Here is a 22856-nt window from a genome sequence, read left to right on the forward strand (position 1 = left end):
CCGCGGTCGTCACGGTCACGGTTGAAGGACGGACGGTCCCCACGGTCGCGGTTGAAGCCGCCACGGTCGTCACGGTCACGGTTGAAGCCACCGGAGCGGCCACCGCGGTCGTCACGGTCACGGTTGAAGGACGGACGGTCCTCGCGGAACGCGGGGCGCTCGCTGCGCGCCTCGCGGTGCGACGGCGCGCGCTCCTCGGTCACCGCGGGGGTCGCGGCAGGCTCGGTCACGGCGGTCTCGCCGGTGGTCACGGCCTCGCTGTCGGCCTCGGCGGCCGGGGCCTCGTCCACGATGCCCAGGTCGGCACGCTCGCGCGCGGCCCGCGCGGACAGCCGGTCGGCCTCGTCGCGCAGCTCGGCGGCCCGACGCTGGGCGCGCTCCAGCTGGCGGCCCATGTCGGCGACCTCGCGCTCGGCGGCGCCGGCGATGTTCGCCGCGCTCTCCGCCTGGACCTCGACCAGCGAACGGGCGCCGGTGATCCGGGCCACCTCGGGGTCGAAGGCGTGGTCCAGGATGTGGCGGCCGGCGTCGACGCCCGCGTCCTCCATCAGGCGGAAGACGCCGCGGCGCTGGTGCGGCAGCACGAGGGTGACGACGGTGCCGGAGCGGCCGGCCCGGGCGGTGCGGCCCGAGCGGTGCAGGTAGTCCTTGTGGTCACCGGCCGGGTCGACGTTGAGGACCAGGTCGATGCCGTCGACGTGGATGCCTCGCGCGGCGACGTCGGTGGCGACGACGACGTTGACGTAGCCGTCCTTGAAGTCGCCGAGGACCCGGGTACGGGCGCCCTGGGTCATGCCGCCGTGCAGCGCGTCGGCCTTCACACCGGCCTCGACGAGCTGCTCGGCGACGCGGTCGGCGCCCATCTGGGTGCGGACGAAGATGATCGTGCGGCCCTTGCGGGCGGCGATCGCGTTGGTGATCGGCGCCTTGTCCTTGGGCTTCACCACGAGGATGTGGTGGGTCATGGTGGTCACCGCGCCGGCCGACGGGTCGACCTCGTGGGTGACCGGGTTGTTCAGGTAGCGCTTGACCAGGGTGTCGATCTCGTTCTCCAGGGTGGCGGAGAACAGCAGGCGCTGGCCGCCGGCCGGCACCTGGTCGAGGATCTCGGTGACCTCGGGCAGGAAGCCCATGTCGGCCATCTGGTCGGCCTCGTCGAGGACGGCGACCTGGACGTCGGCGAGCTTGGCGGAGCCGCGGTTGATCAGGTCGCGCAGGCGGCCGGGGGTGGCGACGAGGACGTCGACGCCGCGCTCCAGCGCGTAGATCTGGTTGGACATCGAGGTACCGCCGCAGACCACCTTGAGCCGCAGGCCGAGCACCGAGCCGAAGGGCTCCAGGGCGTCGGCGACCTGCATCGCCAGCTCACGGGTCGGGACGAGGATCAGGCCGCGCGGGTGCTTGGCACGGGTGCGCTCGCCGGCGGCGAGGCGGGTCAGCAGCGGCAGGCCGAAGCTGAGGGTCTTGCCGGAGCCGGTGCGGCCGCGGCCCAGCACGTCCTTGCCGGCCAGCGCGTCCGGGATGGTCGCGGCCTGGATCGGGAACGGGGTGGTGACGTCACGCTTGGCGAGGGCGCGGACGATGTCGTCCGGCAGGCCCAGGTCGCCGAAGGTGAGGGTGGGCTCGGCGGGCTCCTCGGCGGTCTCGACCGCGTCGGTGTCGGCGACCTCGACCTCGTCGACGGCGGCGATCAGCTCGGCGTCGGCCTCGACGACCGGCTGGGCGGCGTCGAGGGAGTCGGTGGTCGGCTCGGTGGTGGTGGCATCGGCGGCGGACTCGCTCGCAGGCATGGCGAAGCGGGCGTCGTCAACGAGAGACATCTAAAACCTTCCGGAAGTGGCACGCGCCAAAGTCCGGGGTTCTGTTTCACAACCGCCTCTATGCGGTCAGCCACGGATCGCCGGAACGCGCCAAGGGCGCCAGGTGAGTTAGGGCGCCAGTCAAATGGATCAAACGAACGATCTACCACCATAGACGAACCTCGGGATCAAAGGCAAATGCGCTGGCCGGACCTGGGAACCGGAGCCCGGCCGCACGCGCCCCTACCCTCCGGTCCCCGCACTCGGTGCCGACGAGGCCGTCACAGCGGGTGACGGCTCCGGCGCCGGGGTGGCGGTCGGCGCGGGCGCGGTGTGCCCGGGCTCCGGCGAGGCCGGCGGCCGGGCACTCGGGCTCGCGGCCGGGGTGGATGCCGCCGAGCCGCCGGAACGGCCGTCGCCGGGGCCCGCGCCCGTCCCGGTGGTGGCCCCGGTGCCCCCCGTGGGGTGTCCCGCCCCCGCGGTCCCGCCCGCGCCGCCCGCCGCACCGCCCGCGGTCGCACCGGAGCCCGAGTGGGGCGCCGGGCTGACGCTCGCGCCCCCGGCCGAGCCGCTCACGCCGGGCGCGGACTCGCCGGGCGCACCGGCCGGTACCGGCTCCGCGCCGGCAGGTGCGCCGTTCGCGTCGCTCAGATCACCCGTGACGACGGGCTGCTCGCCCACGGCCGGGCCGAGGCCGCCGCCCGGCGCGTTCTGCCCCTGCACGCTCCCTGCACGCTCCGGCCGCCCCGAGGCACCGCCCTGGTGCCCGCCGGCCGTCGGCGAGGCCGACGGGCCGGCCCCCGGCCTGGCCGCCGTCCCCGCCTGGCCGACCGGCACCGCGCCGTGCTTCTCGTCCGCCCCGGGCCCCACCGACATGCACCCGGTCAGCCCCAGCCCGGCCGCCGCCAGCACCGCCGCCGCCCGCACCACCCCGGTCCGGACCGCCGCCGTACGCGGCTCGGCCCGCCGCGCCGCGAGCGACCGCACCACCGCCGCCGCCGGGCGCCCGGACTCCGCCGGCTCCCTCGCCGGGATCCCGGCGGCCGACGGCTCCGCCGGCCGCCCCTCCCGAGTGCCCGTCTCCCGCTCCGTACGCACCGCACGGACCGCACGCATCGCACGCTTCGCCGCCACCGCGCTCCCTCTCCTGACCCCGCCCCGGGCGGACCGCCCACCCACCGCGCGCGGCCACCATTTCTGGTGCCCAACGCGCGCCCCGGCGCACGGACACGGACCGGCCCACCGGAAGCACCCGAACGAGCGCCGCTCCCGCCCCCGAGTCCGAACGGGCGTGCCCCGGCCGGACCCGCGACCGCCCCAGGGCGCCCCGCTCGCCGGGCGATCAGGCCCAGAGCGCCGAGGCCAGGCCCGCCCCCGCGTAGACCGCCGCCAGGCCCACCACGACGCTGCCCGCGACGTTGGCCAGCGCGTACCGCCCGGCCCCGCCCTCCGCCAGCCGCAGCGTCTCGTACGAGAAGGTCGAGTACGTGGTCAGCGCCCCGCAGAACCCCGTCCCGACCAGCAGCCGGACGTGCGAGGACGCGGCGCCGGCCGCCACCGCGCCGGTCAACAGCCCCAGCACCAGGCAACCGGCCGCGTTCACGGTGAACGTCCCCCACGGGAACACCGAGTCGTGCCGGGACTGCACCACCCGGTCGGTCAGGTACCGCAGCGGCGCACCGACCGCCGCGCCGGCCACCACCAGCAACCAGTTCACGCCCCGGCCTCCCCGGCTTCGCCGCGCGGACCCGCCGCGCCGTCCGCGGACGGCCCGCCGCGGCCCGCGTACCGGACCACCTCGCACCGGTCCAGCAGCACCAGCCCCTCCGCCACCAGCCCGTCCAGCTGCGGCAGGAAGGCCCGCACCCGCTCCTCCGTGTCCACGATCACCACCGCCACCGGCAGGTCCTCGCTCAGCGACAGCAGCCGCGCCGTGTGCACCAGGGACGACGCCCCGAAACCCTCGATCCCCCGGAACACGCTCGCCCCGGCCAGCCCGGCGGCCCGCGCCCGGTGCACGATCTCGCTGTACAGCGGGCGGTGCCGGCAGCGGTCGTTCTCGCCGACCAGCACCGTCAGCCGCAGCGCCTCCCCGCCCAGCCGCGACGACGCCGGACCGCGCCCCTGATCCGCCCCCGGTTCCGGTTCCGGCCCCCTCCCCGTCACGCCGACCTCCCCACGCCGCGCCGGACCAGACGGCGCGTCACCCGGGACGCCCCCCAGACCGCCACCAGCGCCGCCACCGGCGTCCCGCCGAGGTAGGCCAGCCCGAGGCCCGGCCGTCCCTCCTCCAGCAGGCCGCGGATGTCCACCGCGTACGTCGAGAAGGTCGTGAACCCGCCCAGCACGCCGGTCCCGAAGAACGGCCGCAGCAACGGGTGCGCCGGACGACCCTCGGTGACCACCACCAGGAAGACCCCGATCACCGCGCACCCGGCCACGTTGACCAGCAGCGTGGTCCACGGGAACGCCGCCGTCCCGGTCGGCCAGAGCAGCCCGGCCCCGTACCGGGCCGCCGCCCCCAGCGCCCCGCCGACCGCCACCACCGCCACCGCCGGCCCCTGCCCGCGCAGCGCCGACGGCCGCCGCGGGACCACCGTCCGCGACGGGTCTCCCACCGGGCCGTCCGGCACCACGCCCTCCGAGGTCGCCATGAGCCCATGAAACACCGCCGTCGACCGCCTGGCACACCGTCACCCCAGACCCGACAATGATCCGGTGGAGATGACCCGGGAAGACTTCGAGGTACTGGTCAGCGATGCGCTCGACCAGATCCCCCCGCAGCTCGCGGCGATGATGGACAACGTCGCGGTCTTCGTCGAGGACGAACCCGACCCCGCCGACCCCGAGCTCCTCGGCCTGTACGAGGGCACCCCCCTCACCGAACGCGGTGAGTGGTACGCCGGCGTGCTGCCGGACCGGATCCTCGTCTACCGGGGACCGACCCTCCGCCTCTGCGACAGCCGCGAGCAGGTCGTCGACGAGGTCCGCACCACGGTGATCCACGAGGTCGCCCACCACTTCGGCTTCGACGACCACGAGCTCGACGAACTCGGCTGGTCCTGAGCCCGCACCCCGACCGCGCGGCGCTCGCACCCGGGCCGGACCGCCCCACCGGCGCCCCACCGCCCACCTGGCCGAAACCCGTTTTGGCGATCCGCCCGGCATCCCATATGCTTCTCGACGTCCCCGAACGCTGGAGACAGCGGGACAGGCCGCAAGCCCTCATCGTCTAGTGGCCCAGGACGCCGCCCTTTCAAGGCGGTAGCACGGGTTCGAATCCCGTTGGGGGCACGCAGTACCGTAGTACAGTGCAGTAAGGCAAGACCTGGTGGAGCGACACCACCTCAGGTCCCGTGGAGCAGTTGGTTAGCTCGCCACCCTGTCAAGGTGGAGGTCGCGGGTTCAAGTCCCGTCGGGATCGCTCGTCTCGCAAGAGACGGTGCAGTACGGCCAGGTAGCTCAGTTGGTACGAGCGTCCGCCTGAAAAGCGGAAGGTCGCCGGTTCGACCCCGGCCCTGGCCACAGCTGCGAACGGCAGAAAGGCCCCGGAGAGTTCACTCTCCGGGGCCTTTTGCGTTGTCCGCAGGCGGGCCCGTCCGGGGTTGCCGGGCTGCGCGCTCCGGTACCCGGGGCGGTGGACCGCTCCGACCACAGGACCCGCGCACCCGGCCCCGGACGGGCGGCTCAGCCCTTCTGGGCCGCGTAGAGGGTGCCGTCCGCGCGGTAGAGGCTGACCCGGTACGTGGACGAGGTGCCGTCGGCGGCGATCCAACGGACGGGCGAGTCGCCGAGGGTCACGACGGCGGGCCGGGCGACGGTGCCGTCGGCCCACTTCACCTCGGCGTAGGAGACCTCGGGGGCGACCGTGAAGAAGCCCACCTCGGGGGCGCCGTAGAACGGGTCGTCGGTGCCGTTCTTGGCCCAGGCGTGGAAGGCGGCGCCGCCGATGACGTCCTCGACCCCGCCGGGCGGGGTCGAGCCGGGCGGAGGGGTGCCCCAGAACGGGACGGCGCCCCGGACGGGCTGCTCGCTCGCCACCGACCGCGAGATCCGCTTGCCGTCCACGATCAGGGAGAAGACCACCTGGTCGTGGTCGGCGTGCCGGTACTGGTCGACGTAGTCCTGGGTCGGCGGGGAGTCGGTGGAGCCCGCCGCCTTGTCCTCCTCCCAGATCAGCCGGGCCTGCTGGAGGGCCTGTTCCTTGGAGACGGCCGGCCAGAGGGCCGCCCAGGCGGTCCACGGCTTGCCGTCCTTGGTGCCCGACGCCATCTGCACCCGGACCGGTGTGAACGGGTCCCGGGGGGCGGGCGGGGCGGTCTGGGTGGGTGTGGCGGCCGGGGCCTGCCCGGGGCCCGCCGCGGGCGAGAGCGGCGCGGACGCCGCGATCAGCGGCCCGGTCCGGGACGACGGGCCGACGCCGCCGTGGACGGCCGCGACGCCGCCGACGGCCGCGACCACAGCGAGCGCCGTAGCCCCCGTCAGCAGGGACCGCCGCCGCATCACCCTGCGGCGTCCTCCGGCCTGGACGGCGGTGTACGGCACGGGGCCGATCTGCACCGTCTCCGCCAGTCCGGAGAGCTCCCGGACCACCGCCCCCGTTCCCTCGACCGCTCCGGCCGACCCTGTTTCGTCGCGGTTCACGCCGCACCTCCGATGCTCGTCCTGGTGTTGAGTGAGGAGAGCTCGCGCAGCTTGGCGATCCCCTTCGACGCCTGGCTCTTGACCGTGCCCACGGAGCAGCCCATGGCGGCGGCGGCCTGGGACTCGCTGAGGTCCTCCCAGTACCGGAGCACCACCGCCTGGCGCTGCCCGGGGGGCAGCGTGCCGAGCGCCTCCAGCAGCGCCGCCCGGTCGTCGACCCGTCCGAAGCCGTCCGGGCCGGACTGCTCGGGGACGGCGGTGACCAGCCGCTCGGGAAGCTTCCGCCGGAACCGGCGGGCGTGTTCGTTGATCAGGATCCGGCGCACGTACGCGTACGGATCGTCGGCCCGGGCGACCTTCCCCCAGGCCGCGTACGTCCGTTCCAGTGCCGTCTGGACCAGGTCCTCCGCCAGGTAACGCTCCCCTGACAGCAGGAACGCCGTGCGCATCAGACGTGGCCAGGCACCGGTCATGAACGCGTTGAACTCGAAGTCCCGCTCGGCCTTCTTGGCTCCCATGAGTACCTCCTCGCCCTCCCAGAGCCCGGGACGGTGGTGAACCGTTGCCCGGCGGGGAAGGACGAGGAGAAACGTACGTCGTGGCGGCCGGACGTCGGCCGGCGGCACCGCGCGGCCGGACGTCGGGCGGCGGGCGTCAGGCGGCGGGCGGGATGTTGAAGTTCAGGCGGAAGAGGTTCCCCGGGTCGTGGACCGCCTTGAGTTCGGTGAGCCGCCGGTGGACGTCCTCGGGGTAGGCGGTGCGGACGGTCGCCGGGTCGGCGGCGTCGAAGCCGAAGAAGTTGGCGAAGGCCCCGCCGGTGGACCACGGGCCGAGGCGTTCGTGCAGGGTGCGGTGGGCGGCGCGCAGGTCGTCGAGCCGGCCCGGTTCGATCAGGCTGGTGGAGAAGGCGAGGTAGCCGGCGTCGCGGCCGCCGACCGCGTTCGGGACGGCCGGCTCGCGGGAGTAGGCGCCGCCCTGGAGGCGGACCTCGACGATCAGCGGACTGTCCGTGTCCGGCCCGGCGAGGTCGAGGAGGGTGTCCACCGCCTCGGGGGCGAGCTCCCGCAGCGCGGTGTTGCGGTCGTACGCGGGGTGCGCGAACGGCGGTTCGTGGTGGATGGTGCCGGCGTCCTGGAAGGGCAGCTCGCGCACGGTGTCGAGCAGCGGGGTGCCGAGGGCGCGCAGCGGCTTGACCAGGTCCTCGCCCTGGTCGGCGGGGCCGCTCCAGGCGACCCGGAGGACGGCGGCGTACCGGCCGCGGAGCGGTTCGGGCAGCACGGGCAGGTCGGGGTAGCGGATCAGCTGGGCGGAGGTGGCGAGCTCCTCGGGAACCGTCCGGCTCCACTCGGCCCAGCCGTGCAGCGCGGCGGCGGCGGACTCGGCGGGGAAGTAGAGGCCGCCCCCGAACAGGGTCGCGACCGGGACGAGGTCGATCTCCATGGCCACGACGACGCCGAAGTTGTCCTTGCCGCCGCGCAGGGCCCAGAACAGGTCGGGCTCGGTGTCGGGCGTGGCGGTGCGCAGCCGGCCGTCGGCGGTGACCACGTCGAGGCGGCGGACGTGGTCGGCGGCGTACCCGTAGCGGCGGCCGAGCAGGCCGATGCCGCCGCCGAGGGTGTAGCCGACCGCGCCGACGTCGGGGTTGGAGCCGCTGAGCGGGGCGAGGCCGTGCGGTGCGGCGGCGGCGAGCACCTCGTGCCAGCGGACGCCGGCCGCGAGGGTGGCGGTGCGGGCGTCCGGGTCGACCGTGACGCCCTTCAGCCCCGCCGTGTTGATGACGAGCTGGCCGTCGGTGGGGACGGAGATGCCGTGGCCGGTGGCGCGGACGGCGACCGCGAGGCCGTGCTCGCCGGCGTACCGGACGGCGGCCGCGACGTCGGCGGTGTCGGCGGCGGCCACCACCAGTGCGGGGTGGTGGTCCAACGCGAGGTTGTAGCCGGTCCGTTGGGCGTCGTAGTCGTCATCGCCCGGCCGGTACACCGGCCCTGTGGTCTCGATCATGCCGGGAGGCTAACCCGGTCGCGGGCGGAGCAATCCCGTCCGCATCCGCTCTCTGTCAGGTCGGCCCGGAAAGCTTGTTGACGGAGCGTCACCGTCGGCCGCGCGGGGAGGGGCCCGGGAGGGGGCGGGCCGGGGTGGCCGCCCGCGACGAGGACCGTCGCGGGCGGCGGGACCCGGCCGCGGCCTCCCCCCGGGGCCGCGGCCGGGCCGTCCGTCGCGGGCCTCAGCGGCCGACGTCGGAGGCGCGGGTCATGATCTCCAGGTTGTGGCCGCTGGGGTCCTCGAAGTAGGCGCCGCGCCCGCCGTACCAGTCGTTGGTGCGGTCGGCGTGGCGGTGGAACGGATCGGCCCAGAAGGTGAGCCCGCGGGCCCTGACCCGGTCGAGGATCTCGTCGAACTCCGTGTCGTCGACCAGGAAGGCGTAGTGCCCGGTGGTGATCGGGCCGTCGACCCGCATGACGTCGAGCGCGACGTCGTTGCTGAGCCGGACGATCTGGAAGGGCTCGCTGTAGACCGGGTCGGCGAGGCCCAGGATGTCGGCGAGGAAGCGCGCGGACTCCTTGTCGTCGCGCGCCGGAACGATCGTGTGGTTCAGCTGAACGGCCATGGAACGCTTCCCTCCGGGTGCTTCTGGACGTGCCACCGAGCGTAGGACTTCAAGTCCGCTTCACCTCAAGCATGTCGTAAACTACACGATGTAGTGCACTGCAAGGAGGTTATTCCGATGGTCGAACAGACCGCGACGGCACCGGTTTCGGCCACGCCGGCCACGGCGGCCCAGGCTGCCCCGGCGACACCGGCCACTCAGGCCGCTCAGGCCGCCGGTCACCGCGGCATGCCGGAGAAGCGGGTGGCCATCGCCCGCGCCGCGCGCACCGTGTTCGGCCGCGAGGGCTTCACCCGCACCAGCGTGGACGCCATCGCCGCCGAGGCCGGCGTCTCCAAGCGGACCATCTACAACCACTTCGCCGACAAGGAGCAGCTGTTCCAGTCGGTGATCCTGGAGGGCGCCTCCACGGTGGCCGCCACCCAGGCGAAGATCGCCGACCGCCACCTGCGGAAGATCGTCGACCTGCGCGGCGACCTGATCGACTTCGGCCTGGACCGGGTCGGGTCGCTGACCACCTTCGCCGAGCACTGGGCCCTGGTCCGGACGATCGAGGCCGAGGCCCTGCACATCCGCCCGGCCGTCCTGGAGGCCTGGCAGGAAGCCGGGCCCCGCGAGACCCACCGGGTGCTCACCCACTGGATGACCGAGTTCGCCGACCGCGGGCTGCTGCTGGTGCCGGACCCGGACGAGGCGGCCCGCCACCTCAACCTGCTGACCTTCATCGCCGTCGCCCAGCCCACCTTCTACGGCGCGATCCCGATGCCGGCGGAACGGATCGCCGAGGTCGTGGCGAGCGGGGTGACGGCGTTCCTCAAGGTGTACCGCGCCACCGGAGCGACCACGTGACCGGACGGACCACGCCGACCGCTCGACCGCTCGACCGCTTCACCAGCACGTGACCGCTTGACCGTTTGACCGCTTGACCGTCGAAGCCGCCAGGGGGGCCGCGCAGATGGAACTGACCGTCGTCGACGTCGTACCGGGAACGCCTGCGCTGACCCGCGACGTCGCACCGCTGATCGGCGCGCTGCGGCCGGCGCTCGGGCCGGACGGGTTCGTCGCGTTCGCCACCGAGGCGCACGGCCAGGGGCTGGTGTTCACGGCCGCGTACGACGCCCGCGGGCGCTGTCTGGCGGTGGCCGCGCACCGGGTGCTGGCCACCAGCCGGGGGCGGCTGTTCTTCGTCGACGACCTGGTGACCGCGCCCGAGGCCCGGTCGACCGGGGTCGGCGGGCGGCTCTTCGCGGTCCTCCGGGAGCGGGCCCGGGCCGCCGGCTGCGTGCGGATCGAGCTGGACTCGGGCACGGCCAACCACGGCGCGCACCGCTTCTACCACGCGCACCGGATGGCCGTGACCGCCCTGCACTTCGGCCTGGAGGTGTAGCCCGGCGGGTCGCGGCACAGGTGGCGGGGCAGGTCACGACCCGCCCCGACCCGACCCGCCCCGACCCGCGTGCGCCGGGAGCGTACCGGGGCCGCCACCCGCCGCCCGACCGGCCGACCGCTGATCTGTCAGGTCCACCACCGGACTTGACGGACCCGCCGGGCGACCTTTGACCCTCCCGCACGCCGCCGCCCAGGATTCCGGCCATGGGAGAAAACACCGCAGAAATCGCGCCCCTTTTCGCATCCCGCGCCGAGCTCCGGATTTCCGCCGGACCGGCCGAGGTCTATTCGGTGATCAGCGACCTCCCGCGCAGCGGCGAGTGGAGCCCGGAATGCCAGGGCGGCAGCTGGATCTCCGGCGAGCCCGGAGCGGTCGGTTCGGTGTTCCGCGGCGAGAACCTGCGCAGCCCGGACGTGGTCTCCTGGGCGCCGGTGGTCCGCGGCACCTGGTTCACCCACGCCGAGGTGCTCGCGGCCGACCCGGGCCGGACCTTCCGCTGGGCCATGCGGGACAGCGGCGGACGGGCCCAGGACAGCGTCTGGGCCTTCGACATCGAGGCCGACGACGACGGCAGCCTGCTGGTGCACCACTTCAGGATGGGCACCGCCACCGAGGGGATCCGCGGGATCACCGCGGAGATGGACGCGGACGCGAAGCGTCGGTTCTTCGCCGAGTGGGGCGAGAAGGTGGCCGGGGACCTCGGCGTGACCCTGGAGCGGATCAAGCAGGTCGTCGAGAAGGGCTGACGGAGCCCGGGTGCCGTTCGCGGCACATCCCGGCCGCCGTCCCGACCGCCGTCCCGACACCCCGCCCGGCCGCTCATGGCCGCCTCCCCACGCCCCTCCCGGCCGTCTTCCCGGCCGTCTCCGGCCTCCGCGTGTCCGTGCACACCTCTGAACAGCGCCTGAAATGCCTTTCGATCCCCCCCTGAAAGAAAACCCGAAACCCACGAGAGGGCGGAACGGTGCTACTTCAGCGCATTGCCAACCGGGGCATCCGGCTGGGCACGCTCTTCGAGCGGGCCGCCGTCCGGAACGGCGCGAACGTGGTGATCCTCGACCACGACCTCGACATCGCCCCCGACCTGGGGCGGCGGGCCACCGTCGCCGAGATCGCCGACCTGGTCGACGACTTCGCGTCCCGGCTCTGGTCCGCCGGGGTCCGCCCGGGCCGCCGGGTGGTGGTCTACAAGTCGAACAGCTTCGACATCACCCTGCTCGCCTGCGCGGTGGCACGGACCGGCGGCGTCCCGGTGCTGCTGTCCCCGAAGCTGGACGGCGAGACCGTCGCCGAACTGATCCGCCGCACCGACGAGCCGTTCCTCGTCACCGACCAGGAGAAGCTCGAACAGGAGCTGCCCGCCGAAGTGTTCGGACTGGCGCACACCGTCCTGCTGACCAAGGGCGGCCACCCCGACGGGATCGGGCTGGCCGGGCTGGCCGGCTCGCCCCGGATCGCGCCGGTGACCATGCCGCCGGAGCACCCGACGCTGATCACCCACACCTCCGGCACCACCGGTACGCCCAAGCTGGCCGTCCACACCGGCCGGACCCTGGAGGCCCGGTACCGCCCGCAGGCGACCGTCGTCCGGCCGCTGGTCCCCGGCCGCGAGACGATCGCGATGCACGTCTCCTTCGTCCACTCGCGGCTGATCACCGCCCTGGCGATCTCGCTGTTCCGCGGCTTCCCGATCCTGGTACTGGCCGACTCGGACCCCCGGCACGTCGGCGACCTGTTCGCCCGGCTGCGGCCGGGGATCCTGGAGGCGCACCCCAACTCCTTCATGGAGTGGGAGGAGCTGGCCGAGGACCCGCGCCGCCCGCTGGCCAACGTCAAGCTGTTCTCCTCCACCTTCGACGCCATCCACCCGCGCACCGTGCAGACCATGCTGAACGCCTCGGCACGCCGCGCCCCGGTGTTCGGCCAGCTGTACGGGCAGAGCGAGGTCGGTCCCGCGGTGGTCCGGTCCTTCTCGAAGCGGCGCGGCCCGGACGCGGACGGCCGGTGCGTGGGCATGCCGTTCCCGGGCTTCACCGACGTCCGGGTGGTCAGCCGGAACGGCGCGCCGCCGTCGGCCGAGAACCCGGGGTTCATCGAGGTGCGCAGCGACGGCCGGATCGTCACCTACCTCGGTGAGCAGGAGCGGTACGACAAGCAGGTCAACGACGGCTGGTGGCGGATGGGTGACGTCGGCTACCGCACCCGGTGGGGCTGTGTGCACCTGCTGGACCGCGAGGTCGACGTGATCGAGGGCTTCGGCTCCACCCTGGCGGCCGAGGACACCCTCTTCGCCCGGCTGGCCGACCTGGCCGAGGTGGTCATCATCCCCGGGCCGGACGGGCGGCCGGTCCCGGTCGTCTGCACCAAGGACGACCGCCCGCTCGACCGCACCGCCTGGCGGGCCGCGGCGGCGGGCCTGCCGCCGATGGCCGACCCGGTGCAGTGGAAGCTCGGCGAGCTGCCCGCCACCGCCACGACCAAGATCAAGCGGCTGGAGCTGGCCCGCCGGCTGGCAGCCGCCGAGGACGGCGGGGCGGGCCGATGAGCGCGCTCCCCGAGCGGGACGGGCGGCCCCCGGCCGCGCCCCCCGACACGCTCCCCGGCGCCCCGGCGACCGTCGTCGTGGTCGGCGGCGGGATCGGCGGCCTGGCCACCGCCCTGGCGGTCAGCCGGGCCGGCCACCGGGCCGTCGTCCTGGAACGGGCCCCCGAGTTCGCCGAGATCGGGGCCGGCATCCAGATCGCCCCCAACGGCATCCTCGCGCTGGAGCGGCTCGGCCTCGGCGACGCCGTCCGGGCGGCCGGTGTCCACATGGCCGAACTCCGCTTCATGGACGGCGTGACCGGCGAGCACGTCACCAGCCTGACGCTCACCGAGCGCTACCGGCGGCGGTTCGGCAACCCGTACGTGGTGGTGCACCGCGCCGAACTGCACGGGCTGCTGCTGAAGACCTGCCTGGCCGACGCGCGGATCGACCTGCGCGCCGCGACCGCCGTCACCGGCTACCGGCAGGACGGGCGCGGCGCCACGGCCCTGCTGGCCGGCGGCGGGACGGTCGCCGGGGACGCGCTGATCGGGGCGGACGGCATCCACTCGGCGGTCCGTGCCCAGCTGGTCGGCGACGGCGAGCCGAGGATCTCCGGGATCACCGTCTACCGGGCGATCGTCCCGATGGAGCGGGTGCCCGAGGAGCTGCGGCTGCCCACCTCGGTGACCTGGTGGGCGGGTCCGCACTGCCACTTCGTCCACTACCCGATCGCGGGCGGCGCCTTCCTCAACCTCGCCGCCTCCCGGGACAACGGCGCCACCGAGGCGATCGCCGGCGTGGCGGTCGGCGAGGAGCTGGTCCACGCCCAGCTGGCCGGTCTCACCGCGCCGGCCGCCCGCCGGCTGCTGGCCCTCGGCGAGGGCTGGCGCTCCTGGGTGCTGGTGGACCGCGACCCGGTGGACGGCTGGACCGACGGGCGGGTCGCGCTGCTCGGCGACGCCGCCCACCCGATGCTGCACTACGCGGCGCAGGGCGCCTGCCAGGCGCTGGAGGATGCCGTCCTGCTCGGCGAGTTGATGGTCCAGACCACCGAACTCACCGACACGCTCGAACGGTTCGCCGCCGAACGGCACGCCCGCACGGCGGCGATCCAGCGCGCGGCCCGCGAATCGGTCCGGCTCTGGCACCCGGCCGGGGAGGACGCGACGGCCCGCAACAAGCTGCTCGGCGGCCTCTCCGAGGACGAACTGCACGAGCACGTGGCCTGGATGCACGACATCCGGCCCTTTCCATCAATGGATCATCACAACTACGATGGCGAGCCGTGGGCATGATCGATCGCCATCTCCAGATCTGCGTCATCGGCGCAGGTCCGCGCGGCCTCTCGGTACTGGAGAGGCTCTGCGCCAACGAACGGAAGTCACCGGCCGGGTGCGCCGTCACCGTGCACGTCGTCGACCCGGCGGCGCCGGGGGCGGGCCGGGTCTGGCGCACCGACCAGTCCCGGCACCTGCTGATGAACACGGTCGCCTCGCAGATCACCGTCTACACGGACGACAGCGTCCGGGTGGAGGGGCCGATCGAACCCGGTCCGAGCCTCTACGAGTGGGCCACGTCCCTCTCCAAGGGCGAGCATCCGGGCGGGTACGACGAGCGGACCCTGGCCGAGGCCGCCGACCTCGGCCCCAACACCTACCCCACCCGGGCCTTCTACGGGCAGTACCTGAACGACGCCTTCCTCGCCGTGGTGGCCGGCGCCCCGCCGTCCATGACCATCCGCGTCCACCGCTCCCGGGCGGTCGCGATGGCCGACGCGCACGGCGTTCCCGGCGGGCCGCAGGGCGTCCGGCTGGAGGACGGCACCCGGCTCAACAAGCTGGACGCCATCGTGCTCGCCCAGGGGCACGTGTCGGCCCGGCTCACGCCCCGCGAGGCCCGCACCGCCAGCCTCGCGCGGATCCACCACCTGACCTACGTCACCCCCACCAACCCGGCCGACGTCCAGGTGGCCGTCCGGCCCGGTCAGACCGTGCTGCTGCGCGGCCTGGGCCTCAACTTCTTCGACCACATGGCGCTCTTCACCCTCGGCCGGGGCGGCCGCTTCGAACGGGTCGGCACCGGCCCCACCGACGAACGCCGGCCGGGCGACGGGCAGCCGGGCGACGGGCAGCCGGAAGGCAGGCTGGTGTACCGGGCGTCCGGCACCGAGCCACGCCTCTACGCCACCTCCCGGCGCGGCATCCCGTACCACGCGCGCGGCGAGAACGAGAAGGGCGCGTACGGCCGTTACCTGCCCCGGCTGCTCACCCCCGAGGTGATCGCCGAGCTCCGCGGGCGCGCCCGCCGGGGCGAGCCCGCCCGGTTCGCCACCGACCTGTGGCCGCTGATCTCGCGCGAGGTGGAGTCCGTCTACTACGGCGCCCTGCTCACCGCGAGGGGGCGCGGCGCCGAGCGCGAGGAGTTCACCGACCGGTTCCTGACCACCGACGACCCGGCCGGGCTGCTCGACGCCCACGGTGTCGAGGAGTCCGGGCGGTGGAGCTGGGAGCGCCTCTCCCGGCCCTACGCCGGACGCGAGTTCGCCGACCGCGCGGAGTTCCGCGACTGGCTGCTCGACTACCTGCGCCAGGACGTCGCCGAGGCCCGGGCCGGCAACCTGAGCGGCCCGCTCAAGGCCGCCCTGGACGTGCTGCGCGACCTGCGCAACGAGGTCCGGCTCGCGGTCGACCACAGCGGCCTGGAGGGCAGCTCGCACCGCGACGACCTGGAGGGCTGGTACACCCCGCTGAACGCCTTCCTCTCGATCGGCCCGCCGACCGAGCGGATCGAGCAGCTGATCGCCCTGGTCGAGGCCGGGGTGCTGGAACTGCTCGGCCCGGGCACCGAGATCCGCATCGACCCGGTGGACCCGGCCTTCACGGCGCATTCCGCCACCGTGCCGGGGGAGCCGATCCGGGCTTCCGTGCTGATCGAGGCCCGGCTGCCCGAACCCGACCTGCGGCGCACCGACGATCCGCTGCTGCGGCACCTGCTGGAGACCGAGCAGTGCACCACGTACCGGATCGACGGGGAGCACGGGAACGGCTACGAGACCGGCGGCCTCGCCGTCACCGAGCGGCCCTACCGGCTGCTGGACGCCCGCGGACGGGCGCACCCGCGCCGGTTCGCGTACGGCATACCGACCGAGTCGGTGCACTGGGTGACCGCCGCGGGCATCCGCCCCGGCGTCGACTCGGTGACCCTCGGCGACTCGGACGCGATCGCCCGCGCGGTGCTGGCCCTGCCGCTGGTGTCCGAGGTGCCGGCCGAGGTACGGCCCCAACCGGCCGAGACCGACCTGAGAGGCGTCGTGATATGACGGACAGTCACCTTCCGCCGCAGGAATCCGCGGCGAACGGGACCGGAGCGCAGGGGACCGGCGCGCAGGGGACCGGACCGCACGGGACCGGCGCGGAGGGGACCGGCGCGGAGGCCGACCAGGACTCCGGACTGCTCTCCCCCGTCCGCGCCGGCACCCCGGTCGAGCGGGCCGTCGGCGACCGGGCCTGGCTCCAGGCCATGCTGGACGCCGAGGCCGCGCTGGCCCGCGCCCAGGCGGGGCTCGGCACCGTGCCCGTCCCGGCCGCCGCCGCGATCACCGCGGCCGCCCGGGCCGAACGGTTCGACCTCCGGGCGCTGGCCCTGGCCTCCCGGGAGACCGCCAACCCCGTCGTCGGGCTGGTCCAGGCGCTGACCCGGGTGGTCGCCGCCGAGGACCCGGCCGCCGCCGAGTACGTGCACCGCGGTTCGACCAGCCAGGACATCTTCGACACCGGCGCGATGCTGGTGGCGGCCCGGGCACTGCGGCTGGTCCGGGCCGACCTGGACCGCACCGCCCGGGCGCTCGCCGCGCTGGCCGCCGAGCACCGGGACACCGTGCTGGCCGGACGCACCCTGGCCCTCCAGGCGGTGCCGACCACCTTCGGCCTCAAGGCGGCCGGCTGGCGCCAGCTGGTGCTGGACGCCGACCGGCGGCTGGCGGCCGTCCTGGCGGACGGTCTGCCCGTCTCCCTCGGCGGCGCGGCCGGCACGCTGGCCGGCTACCTGGAGTACGCCCGGCTGGACGGCCCGGACCCGGACGTCGACGCCGGTGCGTACCTCGACCGGCTGGTGGACGCGTTCGCCGCGGAGACCGGGCTGGCCCGCCCGGTGCTGCCCTGGCACGCGCTGCGCACCCCGATGGCCGACCTGGCCGCCGCCCTGGCCTTCACCGCCGGCGCGCTGGGCAAGATCGCGGTGGACGTGCAGTCGCTGACCCGGACCGAGGTCGGCGAGGTGGTCGAGCCGGCCGTGGCCGGCCGCGGAGCCTCCTCCGCGATGCCGCACAAGCGCAACCCGGTACTGGCCACCCTGCTGCGCAGCGCCGCGCTCCAGGTGCCGGTGCTGGCCGCCGGGCTGACCCAGTGCCTGGTGACCGAGGACGAGCGCTCCGGCGGCGCCTGGCACGCCGAGTGGCTGCTGCTGCGCGAGTGCCTGCGGCTGGCCGGCGGCGCCGCGCACACCTCGGTGGAGCTGGCCGAGGGGCTGCTCGTCCGGCCGGAGCGGATGCGGGCCAACCTCGGGCTCACCGGCGGGCAGCTGGTCTCCGAGCGGATCGCGGCCAGGCTGGCGCCGAAGCTCGGCAAGGCGGTGGCCAAGCACCTGCTCACCGAGGTCTCCCTGACGGCGGACCGGGAGGGCCGTGCGCTGGCCGACGTCCTCGTCGAACAGGCCGAACTGGCAGGCAGGTTCACCCCGGCGGAGATCGCCGAGCTGTGCGACCCGGCCGGCTACACCGGCGCGGCCGGCGCACTGGTCGACCGGGCGGTCGGTTCCTGACCTCCCGCGACCGTACGGGAAGGCCCCCCGCTCCCGGGGGGCCTTCCCGTGCCCGCGTCCGCGCCGTCCCGCGGCCGCCCGGTACCCCGACTGCCCGATGCCGTGACTGCCCGGTACCGCGTCCGCCGGGCTCAGTCCCGGATGACGGTCTTGGTCCGCATCAGGAACTCCCCCAGGTAGCCGTCGTGCGGCACCCCCGGCCGGAGCCAGTACGTCGGGTGGTCACCCCGGTAGACGTTGCTGATGCTCGGCTCCCGGAGCAGCCGGTCGAACAGCGCGTCGTCCCGGGTGATCGCGGTGAGCACCAGGGAGTTGCGCAGCGGCGCGACGCCCGCCTCCTGGCTCCACGGCGCCACCCAGACGCAGGGGAAGGCGAGCTCGATGCCCGCCTGCTCGGCGTCGGGCCGGTCCAGCTGGTGCACGGCGGGCCGCAGCACCGCGCTGCCGTCGCCGAGTTCGGCGACCACGCCGTCCCCGCCGAGCCAGGCCCGGGTGCCGGCCGCGCGGCGCAGCAGGAACGCCTCGATCGCCCGGGCCTCCGCCACCGGCTGCACGGAGAGCACCGCCTTCTCGTCCTCCGGCGGCAGGCTGGGGATGACGGCCAGCCGCTCGGCGATCGCCCGGGCGAGCGGCGCCGGGTCGCCCTCGATCAGGACGGCGGTGGCGTTGATGCAGGCGACGCCGCCCTGGTGGCTGATCGAGTCGACGATGGTGTCCAGGTGCGCGCGCCAGTCGGTGTCCGCGGTGACCAGGATCTTGGAACGGCCGGGGCCCTGCGGCAGGACGGTGCTGCCCGCGTACTTGCGGACCACCTCGTCGCCGCCGTAGACCATGCCGAGGTCGGCGCCGTTCAGGATCTCGTCGGCCGCCTCGTGGTCGGTGGGCAGCAGCATCACCTGGTCGGCGCCGAAGCCGGCCAGCCGCAGGGCGGTGACCAGCCGGTGCGGGGTGAGCGGCTCGCGCCGGGAGGGCCGGACGGCGACCCGGTAGCCGAGTGCCAGCGCCTCCAGCCAGAGTCCGTGCGGGCCCGGGTGGTTGCCGGCCGCGTGGACGGCGAAGACGTCGCCGCGCCTGGTCCAGACGGCGCTGCCGTCGAGGGTGGCGCCGTCCCGCCAGTCGCTCACCGAGCCGACCGGCTGGGCCCGGTGGGCGGCCCAGCCGGCCTTCCCGGCCGAGTCGGCGATGGACCGGACGGCGTCGCGCACGACGCCGATCGGCACCCCGGAGACCCGGGCCACGGCCCGCTGGTAGGCGGGGAGGTCGAGGCCGTCGATGGTCGCCTCGGTGAAGATCCGCCCGGCCCGGGCCAGCGCGGCGAACCGCTCGGCGGCCGGCAGGGACTCGGCGGCGTGCAGCGCCCGCATCGCCCGGGTGACGAACAGCCTCGGTACGAGGCTGAGTTCGGCGAACGGCGCACCGGTGACGTCGGCGACGACGGTCCGCCGGCGGGCCCGGAAGGGCTCGCCGGGGCCGAGCGCGTCCAGTTGCAGGAGCCCGGCGGGCTCCGGGGGCACGTCCGCCCCGTGGGGCCCCGGCTCCCGGGACCCGGCGGGCTGCAGCGGTCCGGCCATCAGTAGACCCCCTCGATCACGGTCTCGTTGTCGAACTCCCGGACCGGGGCGATGTCCGCCACCGAGTCGCCGAGCTGCCCGGGCAGCGGGGCGATCCTGGTGCCGAGGTCACGCTCCAGGTTGTTGGGCATCAGCAGGCTCTTGGAGACGTGGTGCATGACCACCTGGCCGCGTTCGCCGAAGTCGACCGTCCGGCCGGTCTCCGGGTCGATCACACCGAAGCTCATGTACGGCGAGTACGGGTCGTAGACGCAGGGGTCGTCGTCGGTCAGCCCGTGCCGCTCGCTGGCGTTGCCGAGGATCATGGTCGAGCCGTAGCCGCTGTAGAGCACGGCGTCGGGGAAGATCTCGGTGCGGTACAGGTGGCGGGTGTCCGGGTCCATCTGGGTGCCGACCCAGTTGATCGCCCGGACCTTCTCGCCCACGAGCTTGGCGAGGCCGTCCCGGCGGGCGATCCGCTCCAGGACGGGCGGGGTGCACATCAGCACCCCGACGTCCTGGGTCTCCAGCAGGTAGGCGACCTGGTCGACGATGTGCTCGGCGTACGCGCCGGCCTCGGCGGCCCTGCCGTCGGAGATCAGCTTCTTCACCCAGCGCGGGTCGAGGTCGACGGTGAACGAGAGGCCGCCCCGGTAGGCGGTCTGGGCCTTGATGACGTCACCGACCATGTGCGGGCCGGTGGGCGCGACGACCAGCCAGTTGACGCCCTGCGGCACGCCGTGGCCGTCGAGCTGGGCGCTGGACCAGCCGAGCAGCCGGTCCAGCCAGTCGCGCAGCAGCACGATCCGCTTGGGCGCGCCGGTGGTGCCGCCGCTCTCGTAGACGCCGAGCACGTCGGGGCGGTCGCCGTAGCCGCGCGGAACGAGGTCCTCGACACGGGCGGTGCGCAGTTCGTTGGCGAGGTTGGGGAACTTCGCGAGGTCGGCGTGGGTGCGGACCTCGGTGAGCGGGTCGAAGCCGAGGGAGCCGGCCCTGGACAGCCAGAACGGGGAGCCGGTCGCGGGCGAGAAGTGCCAGCGCATGGCGGCGCGCAGGTACTCCTCGGGGTCGGGCACGGCGTCGAACGGGAGGTCCAGCACCGGGTCGGCGGCGGGATCGTCGACAGGAGACACAGCGGTCCTTCCAGGGGTGGGGTTCAGCGGTCGGTGCCGGGCGGGTTGTCGATGGCGTAGCGCCAGCGGCCGTCGGCGCCGCGCCGGGCGACGTCGGTGGCGGTGCCCTCGGACCGGAACGGCCCGTCCGGCCCCTCGCCCTCGATCAGGTAGTCGCCGATCAGCAGGGCGAGGTCGCCGTTCTCGTAGCAGTGCCGGAGGGTGATCCGGATCGGCAGGCCGAGGGCGAGGAAGCGGCCGGTCGCGGCGCGCCGGTCGTCGCCGGTCAGCGGGGTGCCGGGCCGGTCGACGAGGACCGCGCCGGGCTCGAAGAGCTCCTCGACGGCCGCCCGGTCACCGGTGTTGAAGGCCGCGACGAAGGCGGCCGGCAACCGGGCCGGATCGGTGGGCGCCGGGTGCACCGGCTGTGCCGGGCTCCCGGTCGCGGTGCGGGGTTCGCTGGTGGTCATGGCGGTCATCCCGTCTGGACGCCGGCGGTGACGCCGCCGCCCGGCTGGTCGGGCAGCCGGTCCAGGCTGAACCCGAAGTGGGTCTTGTACGCCTCCAGGACGGCGGCGTCGCCGACGAACTCCTCGGTGGAGCGGTCGCTGCCGGCGACCGTGGAGAGCTGGTTGCCCTTGAGGGTGATCCGGCCGTCCTCGGTCCGCAGCGAGCAGAACACGTCCTGCAGGAAGGGGGATTCGGGCGCGGTTCGGTACCACCAGAGGGTCGGCCGGAAGTCCTCGATGCGGACCGGGCGGTCCTCCAGCCGGTACAGCGGCTTGCCGTTGAGCAGCACGTCGAAGCCGCCGCCCTCGACGTCGGCGAGCAGGAAGTCGCCGTCCGGGTCGTGCTGGACCTCGCGGGAGGCCAGCCGGAGCGGGCGCCGGCTGTTGCGGCCGAAGCCGGTGTCGACCAGCCACTGCTCGCCGTCGACGGTGACCCGCAGGGCCAGGTGGCACAGGGCCGCGCCGAGCGTGCCGCCGGGCCGGTGGACCCGGCCGGGGAGGATCTCGACCTGGTAGCCGAGGGCGGTGAGCAGGAACGAGAGGGCCGGGTTGACCTCGTAGCAGCCGCCGCCGCGGCGCTGGCGGACGATCTTGTCGAGGACCTGCTCGTCCATGTGGATCGGCTCGTCGAGGTGGTAGCCGAGGTTCTCGAACGGCACGGACAGCACGTGCCGCTCCTGGATGCGGGTGAGCGCGTCGAGGTCGGCCCGCTCGGGCCGTTCGGCGCCGATCCGGGCGAGGTACGCGTCCACCATGGCGTCGTCCAGCACGGTGATCTCCTTGTCGGTCGTTCGGTCGAACCGGGTGGGAAGGTGCGGGCGGTACGGACGGGGGGTGCTGAGGGGGAGAGCGGGGGCCGGCCCGGGCCGGGGCCGTCACCAGCGCAGCAGGGCGAGGCCGATCGCCATGCCGCCGCCGAAGCCGGCCAGCAGCACCAGGTCCCCGGGGGCGAACCGGCCGGCCCGGGCGGCCCGGTCGAGGGTGACGGCGATCGAGGCCGAGCCGGTGTTGCCGTACTCCTCGACCGTGGTGCACGTCCGTCCGACGGGGATGCCGAGCCGGTCGGCCAGGTCGGCGAGCAGCAGCCCGTTGGCCTGGTGCGGGACGAAGCCCGCCAGGTCCCCGGGGGCGACCCCGGCGTCGGCCAGGAAGGACCGGACCGCCTCCGGGAGCCGGGTCTCGACGAACTCGCGCACGCCGCGGCCGTCCATCCGGAACCAGTGCAGGCCCTGGGCGAGGGTGTCGGCGCTGGCGGGCAGCCGGCTGCCCCCGGCCGGGACGCCGATCAGTCCGCGGTCGGCGCCGAACCCGGCCAGCCGCCCGGCGAGCAGGCCCCGGCCGGGTGCCGGGGCCGGGCCGAGCACCACCGCGCCGGCTCCGTCGCCGAACAGCACCGCGGTCCGGCGGTCGGTGGGGTCGAGGATCCGCGAGTAGACGTCGGTGCCGACCACCAGCGCGTACCCGGGGGCGGCGTCGCCGAGCATCCGTTCGGCGGCGGTGAGGGCGAAGACGAAGCCGCTGCAGACCGCGTTGACGTCGAAGGCCGCGGTGCCGGGGGCGGCGCCGAGCCGGTCGGCGACCACGCTGGCGGTCGGCGGCTGCGGGGAGTCGGGGGTGGAGGTGGCGACCATGATCAGCGCGAGGTCGGCCGGGTCCACCCCGGCGTCCGCCAGCGCCGCCCGGCCGGCCGCCACCGCGAGGTCGCTGGCGGCCTGGTCGGGCCCGGCGCGGCGGCGCCGGACGATTCCGGTCTTCCGGGCGATCCATTCCCCGGTGACACCGGCCGGGGCGGCGGCCTCGGAATTGCTCACCACCCGGGCCGGCAGGTACGAGCCGGTTCCCAGGACGGCGACTCCCGTGTGCGTGCGACCCTTCCCGGGAATTCCCGTCGTTATCATC

General features: G+C 74.6%; 22 protein-coding genes and 3 tRNA genes. 11 read left to right on the top strand and 14 right to left on the bottom strand.

The window, feature by feature from the left end; all coding sequences use genetic code 11:
* From PUR61_RS38620 to crcB (PUR61_RS38640), 5 genes are all read right to left on the bottom strand, one after another.
* The coding region (locus PUR61_RS38620) for a DEAD/DEAH box helicase (RefSeq protein WP_329884508.1) at positions 1–1820 on the bottom strand (1820 nt) is incomplete at its 3' end.
* A 222-nt stretch (positions 1821–2042) separates the two neighbouring features.
* Positions 2043–2933, bottom strand: coding sequence for a hypothetical protein (locus tag PUR61_RS38625; RefSeq protein WP_329884509.1), 891 nt, complete (start codon positions 2931–2933; stop codon positions 2043–2045).
* Between the two features lie 208 nt (positions 2934–3141).
* Positions 3142–3516 carry a fluoride efflux transporter CrcB gene (gene crcB, locus PUR61_RS38630; protein WP_329884510.1) on the bottom strand — a complete coding sequence of 125 codons (375 nt, stop codon included), beginning with the start codon at positions 3514–3516 and terminating at the stop codon, positions 3142–3144.
* A complete protein-coding gene (locus tag PUR61_RS38635) occupies positions 3513–3899 on the bottom strand; it encodes a DUF190 domain-containing protein (RefSeq protein WP_329884987.1) in 387 nt (128 codons plus the stop codon). Before PUR61_RS38635 ends, crcB (PUR61_RS38630) begins: the two co-directional genes overlap by 4 nt.
* Positions 3900–3961: 62 nt before the next feature.
* Positions 3962–4453, bottom strand: coding sequence for a fluoride efflux transporter CrcB (crcB, locus tag PUR61_RS38640; protein WP_329884512.1), 492 nt, complete (start codon positions 4451–4453; stop codon positions 3962–3964).
* Positions 4454–4523: 70 nt separating this feature from the next.
* On the opposite strand from crcB (PUR61_RS38640), the gene PUR61_RS38645 reads away from it, so the two are divergent.
* From PUR61_RS38645 to PUR61_RS38660, 4 genes are all read left to right on the top strand, one after another.
* Positions 4524–4865 carry a metallopeptidase family protein gene (locus PUR61_RS38645; RefSeq protein WP_329884514.1) on the top strand — a complete coding sequence of 114 codons (342 nt, stop codon included), beginning with the start codon at positions 4524–4526 and terminating at the stop codon, positions 4863–4865.
* A 155-nt stretch (positions 4866–5020) separates the two neighbouring features.
* Positions 5021–5093, top strand: a tRNA-Glu gene (locus tag PUR61_RS38650).
* A 56-nt stretch (positions 5094–5149) separates the two neighbouring features.
* Positions 5150–5223: transfer RNA gene (locus PUR61_RS38655), tRNA-Asp, on the top strand.
* Between the two features lie 27 nt (positions 5224–5250).
* A tRNA-Phe gene (locus PUR61_RS38660) sits at positions 5251–5324 on the top strand.
* A gap of 162 nt (positions 5325–5486) precedes the next feature.
* Here the strand turns inward: PUR61_RS38660 and PUR61_RS38665 are convergent.
* From PUR61_RS38665 to PUR61_RS38680, 4 genes are all read right to left on the bottom strand, one after another.
* Complete coding sequence (locus PUR61_RS38665) at positions 5487–6443, bottom strand: hypothetical protein (protein ID WP_329884516.1); 957 nt, start codon at positions 6441–6443, stop codon at positions 5487–5489.
* A complete protein-coding gene (locus tag PUR61_RS38670; RefSeq protein ID WP_329884518.1) occupies positions 6440–6961 on the bottom strand; it encodes a SigE family RNA polymerase sigma factor in 522 nt (173 codons plus the stop codon). Before PUR61_RS38670 ends, PUR61_RS38665 begins: the two co-directional genes overlap by 4 nt.
* Before the next feature lie 136 nt (positions 6962–7097).
* Positions 7098–8444: an FAD-binding oxidoreductase gene (locus PUR61_RS38675; RefSeq protein WP_329884520.1), complete on the bottom strand. Its 1347-nt coding sequence runs from the start codon at positions 8442–8444 to the stop codon at positions 7098–7100.
* A 223-nt stretch (positions 8445–8667) separates the two neighbouring features.
* The gene (locus tag PUR61_RS38680; protein ID WP_329884522.1) at positions 8668–9051 is read right to left on the bottom strand and encodes a VOC family protein; all 384 of its coding nucleotides are present in this window, start codon (positions 9049–9051) and stop codon (positions 8668–8670) included.
* Positions 9052–9168: 117 nt separating this feature from the next.
* On the opposite strand from PUR61_RS38680, the gene PUR61_RS38685 reads away from it, so the two are divergent.
* The 7 genes from PUR61_RS38685 (at position 9169) to pcaB (ending at position 17786) form a co-directional block, all read left to right on the top strand.
* Entirely contained in the window at positions 9169–9900 is a 732-nt protein-coding gene (locus tag PUR61_RS38685) for a TetR/AcrR family transcriptional regulator (RefSeq protein WP_329884524.1), read from the top strand.
* A gap of 106 nt (positions 9901–10006) precedes the next feature.
* Positions 10007–10438: a GNAT family N-acetyltransferase gene (locus PUR61_RS38690; protein ID WP_380355355.1), complete on the top strand. Its 432-nt coding sequence runs from the start codon at positions 10007–10009 to the stop codon at positions 10436–10438.
* A gap of 206 nt (positions 10439–10644) precedes the next feature.
* The gene (locus tag PUR61_RS38695) at positions 10645–11187 is read left to right on the top strand and encodes an SRPBCC family protein (protein ID WP_443035312.1); all 543 of its coding nucleotides are present in this window, start codon (positions 10645–10647) and stop codon (positions 11185–11187) included.
* A 218-nt stretch (positions 11188–11405) separates the two neighbouring features.
* Positions 11406–12986 (top strand): class I adenylate-forming enzyme family protein, encoded by a 1581-nt coding sequence (locus PUR61_RS38700; RefSeq protein ID WP_329884529.1) that lies wholly within the window; start codon positions 11406–11408, stop codon positions 12984–12986.
* Positions 12983–14263 (top strand): FAD-dependent monooxygenase, encoded by a 1281-nt coding sequence (locus PUR61_RS38705; protein WP_329884531.1) that lies wholly within the window; start codon positions 12983–12985, stop codon positions 14261–14263. Before PUR61_RS38700 ends, PUR61_RS38705 begins: the two co-directional genes overlap by 4 nt.
* The gene (locus PUR61_RS38710; RefSeq protein WP_329884533.1) at positions 14260–16287 is read left to right on the top strand and encodes an FAD/NAD(P)-binding protein; all 2028 of its coding nucleotides are present in this window, start codon (positions 14260–14262) and stop codon (positions 16285–16287) included. The genes PUR61_RS38705 and PUR61_RS38710 overlap by 4 nt, the downstream gene beginning before the upstream one ends.
* Entirely contained in the window at positions 16284–17786 is a 1503-nt protein-coding gene (gene pcaB, locus PUR61_RS38715; protein ID WP_329884535.1) for a 3-carboxy-cis,cis-muconate cycloisomerase, read from the top strand. The genes PUR61_RS38710 and pcaB overlap by 4 nt, the downstream gene beginning before the upstream one ends.
* Before the next feature lie 131 nt (positions 17787–17917).
* Here the strand turns inward: pcaB and PUR61_RS38720 are convergent, their stop codons facing one another.
* The 5 genes from PUR61_RS38720 to PUR61_RS38740 form a co-directional block, all read right to left on the bottom strand.
* A complete protein-coding gene (locus PUR61_RS38720) occupies positions 17918–19357 on the bottom strand; it encodes an aldehyde dehydrogenase family protein (RefSeq protein ID WP_329884537.1) in 1440 nt (479 codons plus the stop codon).
* Positions 19357–20469: a phenazine antibiotic biosynthesis protein gene (locus tag PUR61_RS38725; RefSeq protein WP_329884539.1), complete on the bottom strand. Its 1113-nt coding sequence runs from the start codon at positions 20467–20469 to the stop codon at positions 19357–19359. The genes PUR61_RS38720 and PUR61_RS38725 overlap by 1 nt, the downstream gene beginning before the upstream one ends.
* 23 nt (positions 20470–20492) lie before the next feature.
* On the bottom strand, positions 20493–20918 hold the full coding sequence (locus tag PUR61_RS38730; RefSeq protein ID WP_329884541.1) for a YybH family protein: 426 nt from the start codon (positions 20916–20918) through the stop codon (positions 20493–20495).
* A 5-nt stretch (positions 20919–20923) separates the two neighbouring features.
* Positions 20924–21727: an arylamine N-acetyltransferase family protein gene (locus tag PUR61_RS38735; RefSeq protein ID WP_329884543.1), complete on the bottom strand. Its 804-nt coding sequence runs from the start codon at positions 21725–21727 to the stop codon at positions 20924–20926.
* A 105-nt stretch (positions 21728–21832) separates the two neighbouring features.
* On the bottom strand, positions 21833–22855 hold the full coding sequence (locus PUR61_RS38740; protein WP_329884545.1) for a 3-oxoacyl-ACP synthase III family protein: 1023 nt from the start codon (positions 22853–22855) through the stop codon (positions 21833–21835).
* Between the last annotated feature and the right edge of the window lies 1 nt (position 22856).

This window comes from Streptomyces sp. BE20, assembly GCF_036322525.1.
Taxonomy (GTDB): Bacteria; Actinomycetota; Actinomycetes; order Streptomycetales; family Streptomycetaceae; genus Kitasatospora.

Excerpts from the sequence above, each read along its gene's own strand:
- crcB (WP_329884512.1), bottom strand. The coding sequence starts at position 4,453 with ATGGCGACCTCGGAGGGCGTGGTGCCGGACGGCCCGGTGGGAGACCCG.
- PUR61_RS38645 (WP_329884514.1), top strand. The coding sequence starts at position 4,524 with ATGACCCGGGAAGACTTCGAGGTACTGGTCAGCGATGCGCTCGACCAG.
- PUR61_RS38670 (WP_329884518.1), bottom strand. The coding sequence starts at position 6,961 with ATGGGAGCCAAGAAGGCCGAGCGGGACTTCGAGTTCAACGCGTTCATG.
- PUR61_RS38675 (WP_329884520.1), bottom strand. The coding sequence starts at position 8,444 with ATGATCGAGACCACAGGGCCGGTGTACCGGCCGGGCGATGACGACTAC.
- PUR61_RS38680 (WP_329884522.1), bottom strand. The coding sequence starts at position 9,051 with ATGGCCGTTCAGCTGAACCACACGATCGTTCCGGCGCGCGACGACAAG.
- PUR61_RS38685 (WP_329884524.1), top strand. The coding sequence starts at position 9,169 with ATGGTCGAACAGACCGCGACGGCACCGGTTTCGGCCACGCCGGCCACG.
- PUR61_RS38690 (WP_380355355.1), top strand. The coding sequence starts at position 10,007 with ATGGAACTGACCGTCGTCGACGTCGTACCGGGAACGCCTGCGCTGACC.
- PUR61_RS38695 (WP_443035312.1), top strand. The coding sequence starts at position 10,645 with ATGGGAGAAAACACCGCAGAAATCGCGCCCCTTTTCGCATCCCGCGCC.
- PUR61_RS38705 (WP_329884531.1), top strand. The coding sequence starts at position 12,983 with ATGAGCGCGCTCCCCGAGCGGGACGGGCGGCCCCCGGCCGCGCCCCCC.
- PUR61_RS38710 (WP_329884533.1), top strand. The coding sequence starts at position 14,260 with ATGATCGATCGCCATCTCCAGATCTGCGTCATCGGCGCAGGTCCGCGC.
- pcaB (WP_329884535.1), top strand. The coding sequence starts at position 16,284 with ATGACGGACAGTCACCTTCCGCCGCAGGAATCCGCGGCGAACGGGACC.
- PUR61_RS38720 (WP_329884537.1), bottom strand. The coding sequence starts at position 19,357 with ATGGCCGGACCGCTGCAGCCCGCCGGGTCCCGGGAGCCGGGGCCCCAC.
- PUR61_RS38730 (WP_329884541.1), bottom strand. The coding sequence starts at position 20,918 with ATGACCACCAGCGAACCCCGCACCGCGACCGGGAGCCCGGCACAGCCG.
- PUR61_RS38740 (WP_329884545.1), bottom strand. The coding sequence starts at position 22,855 with ATGATAACGACGGGAATTCCCGGGAAGGGTCGCACGCACACGGGAGTC.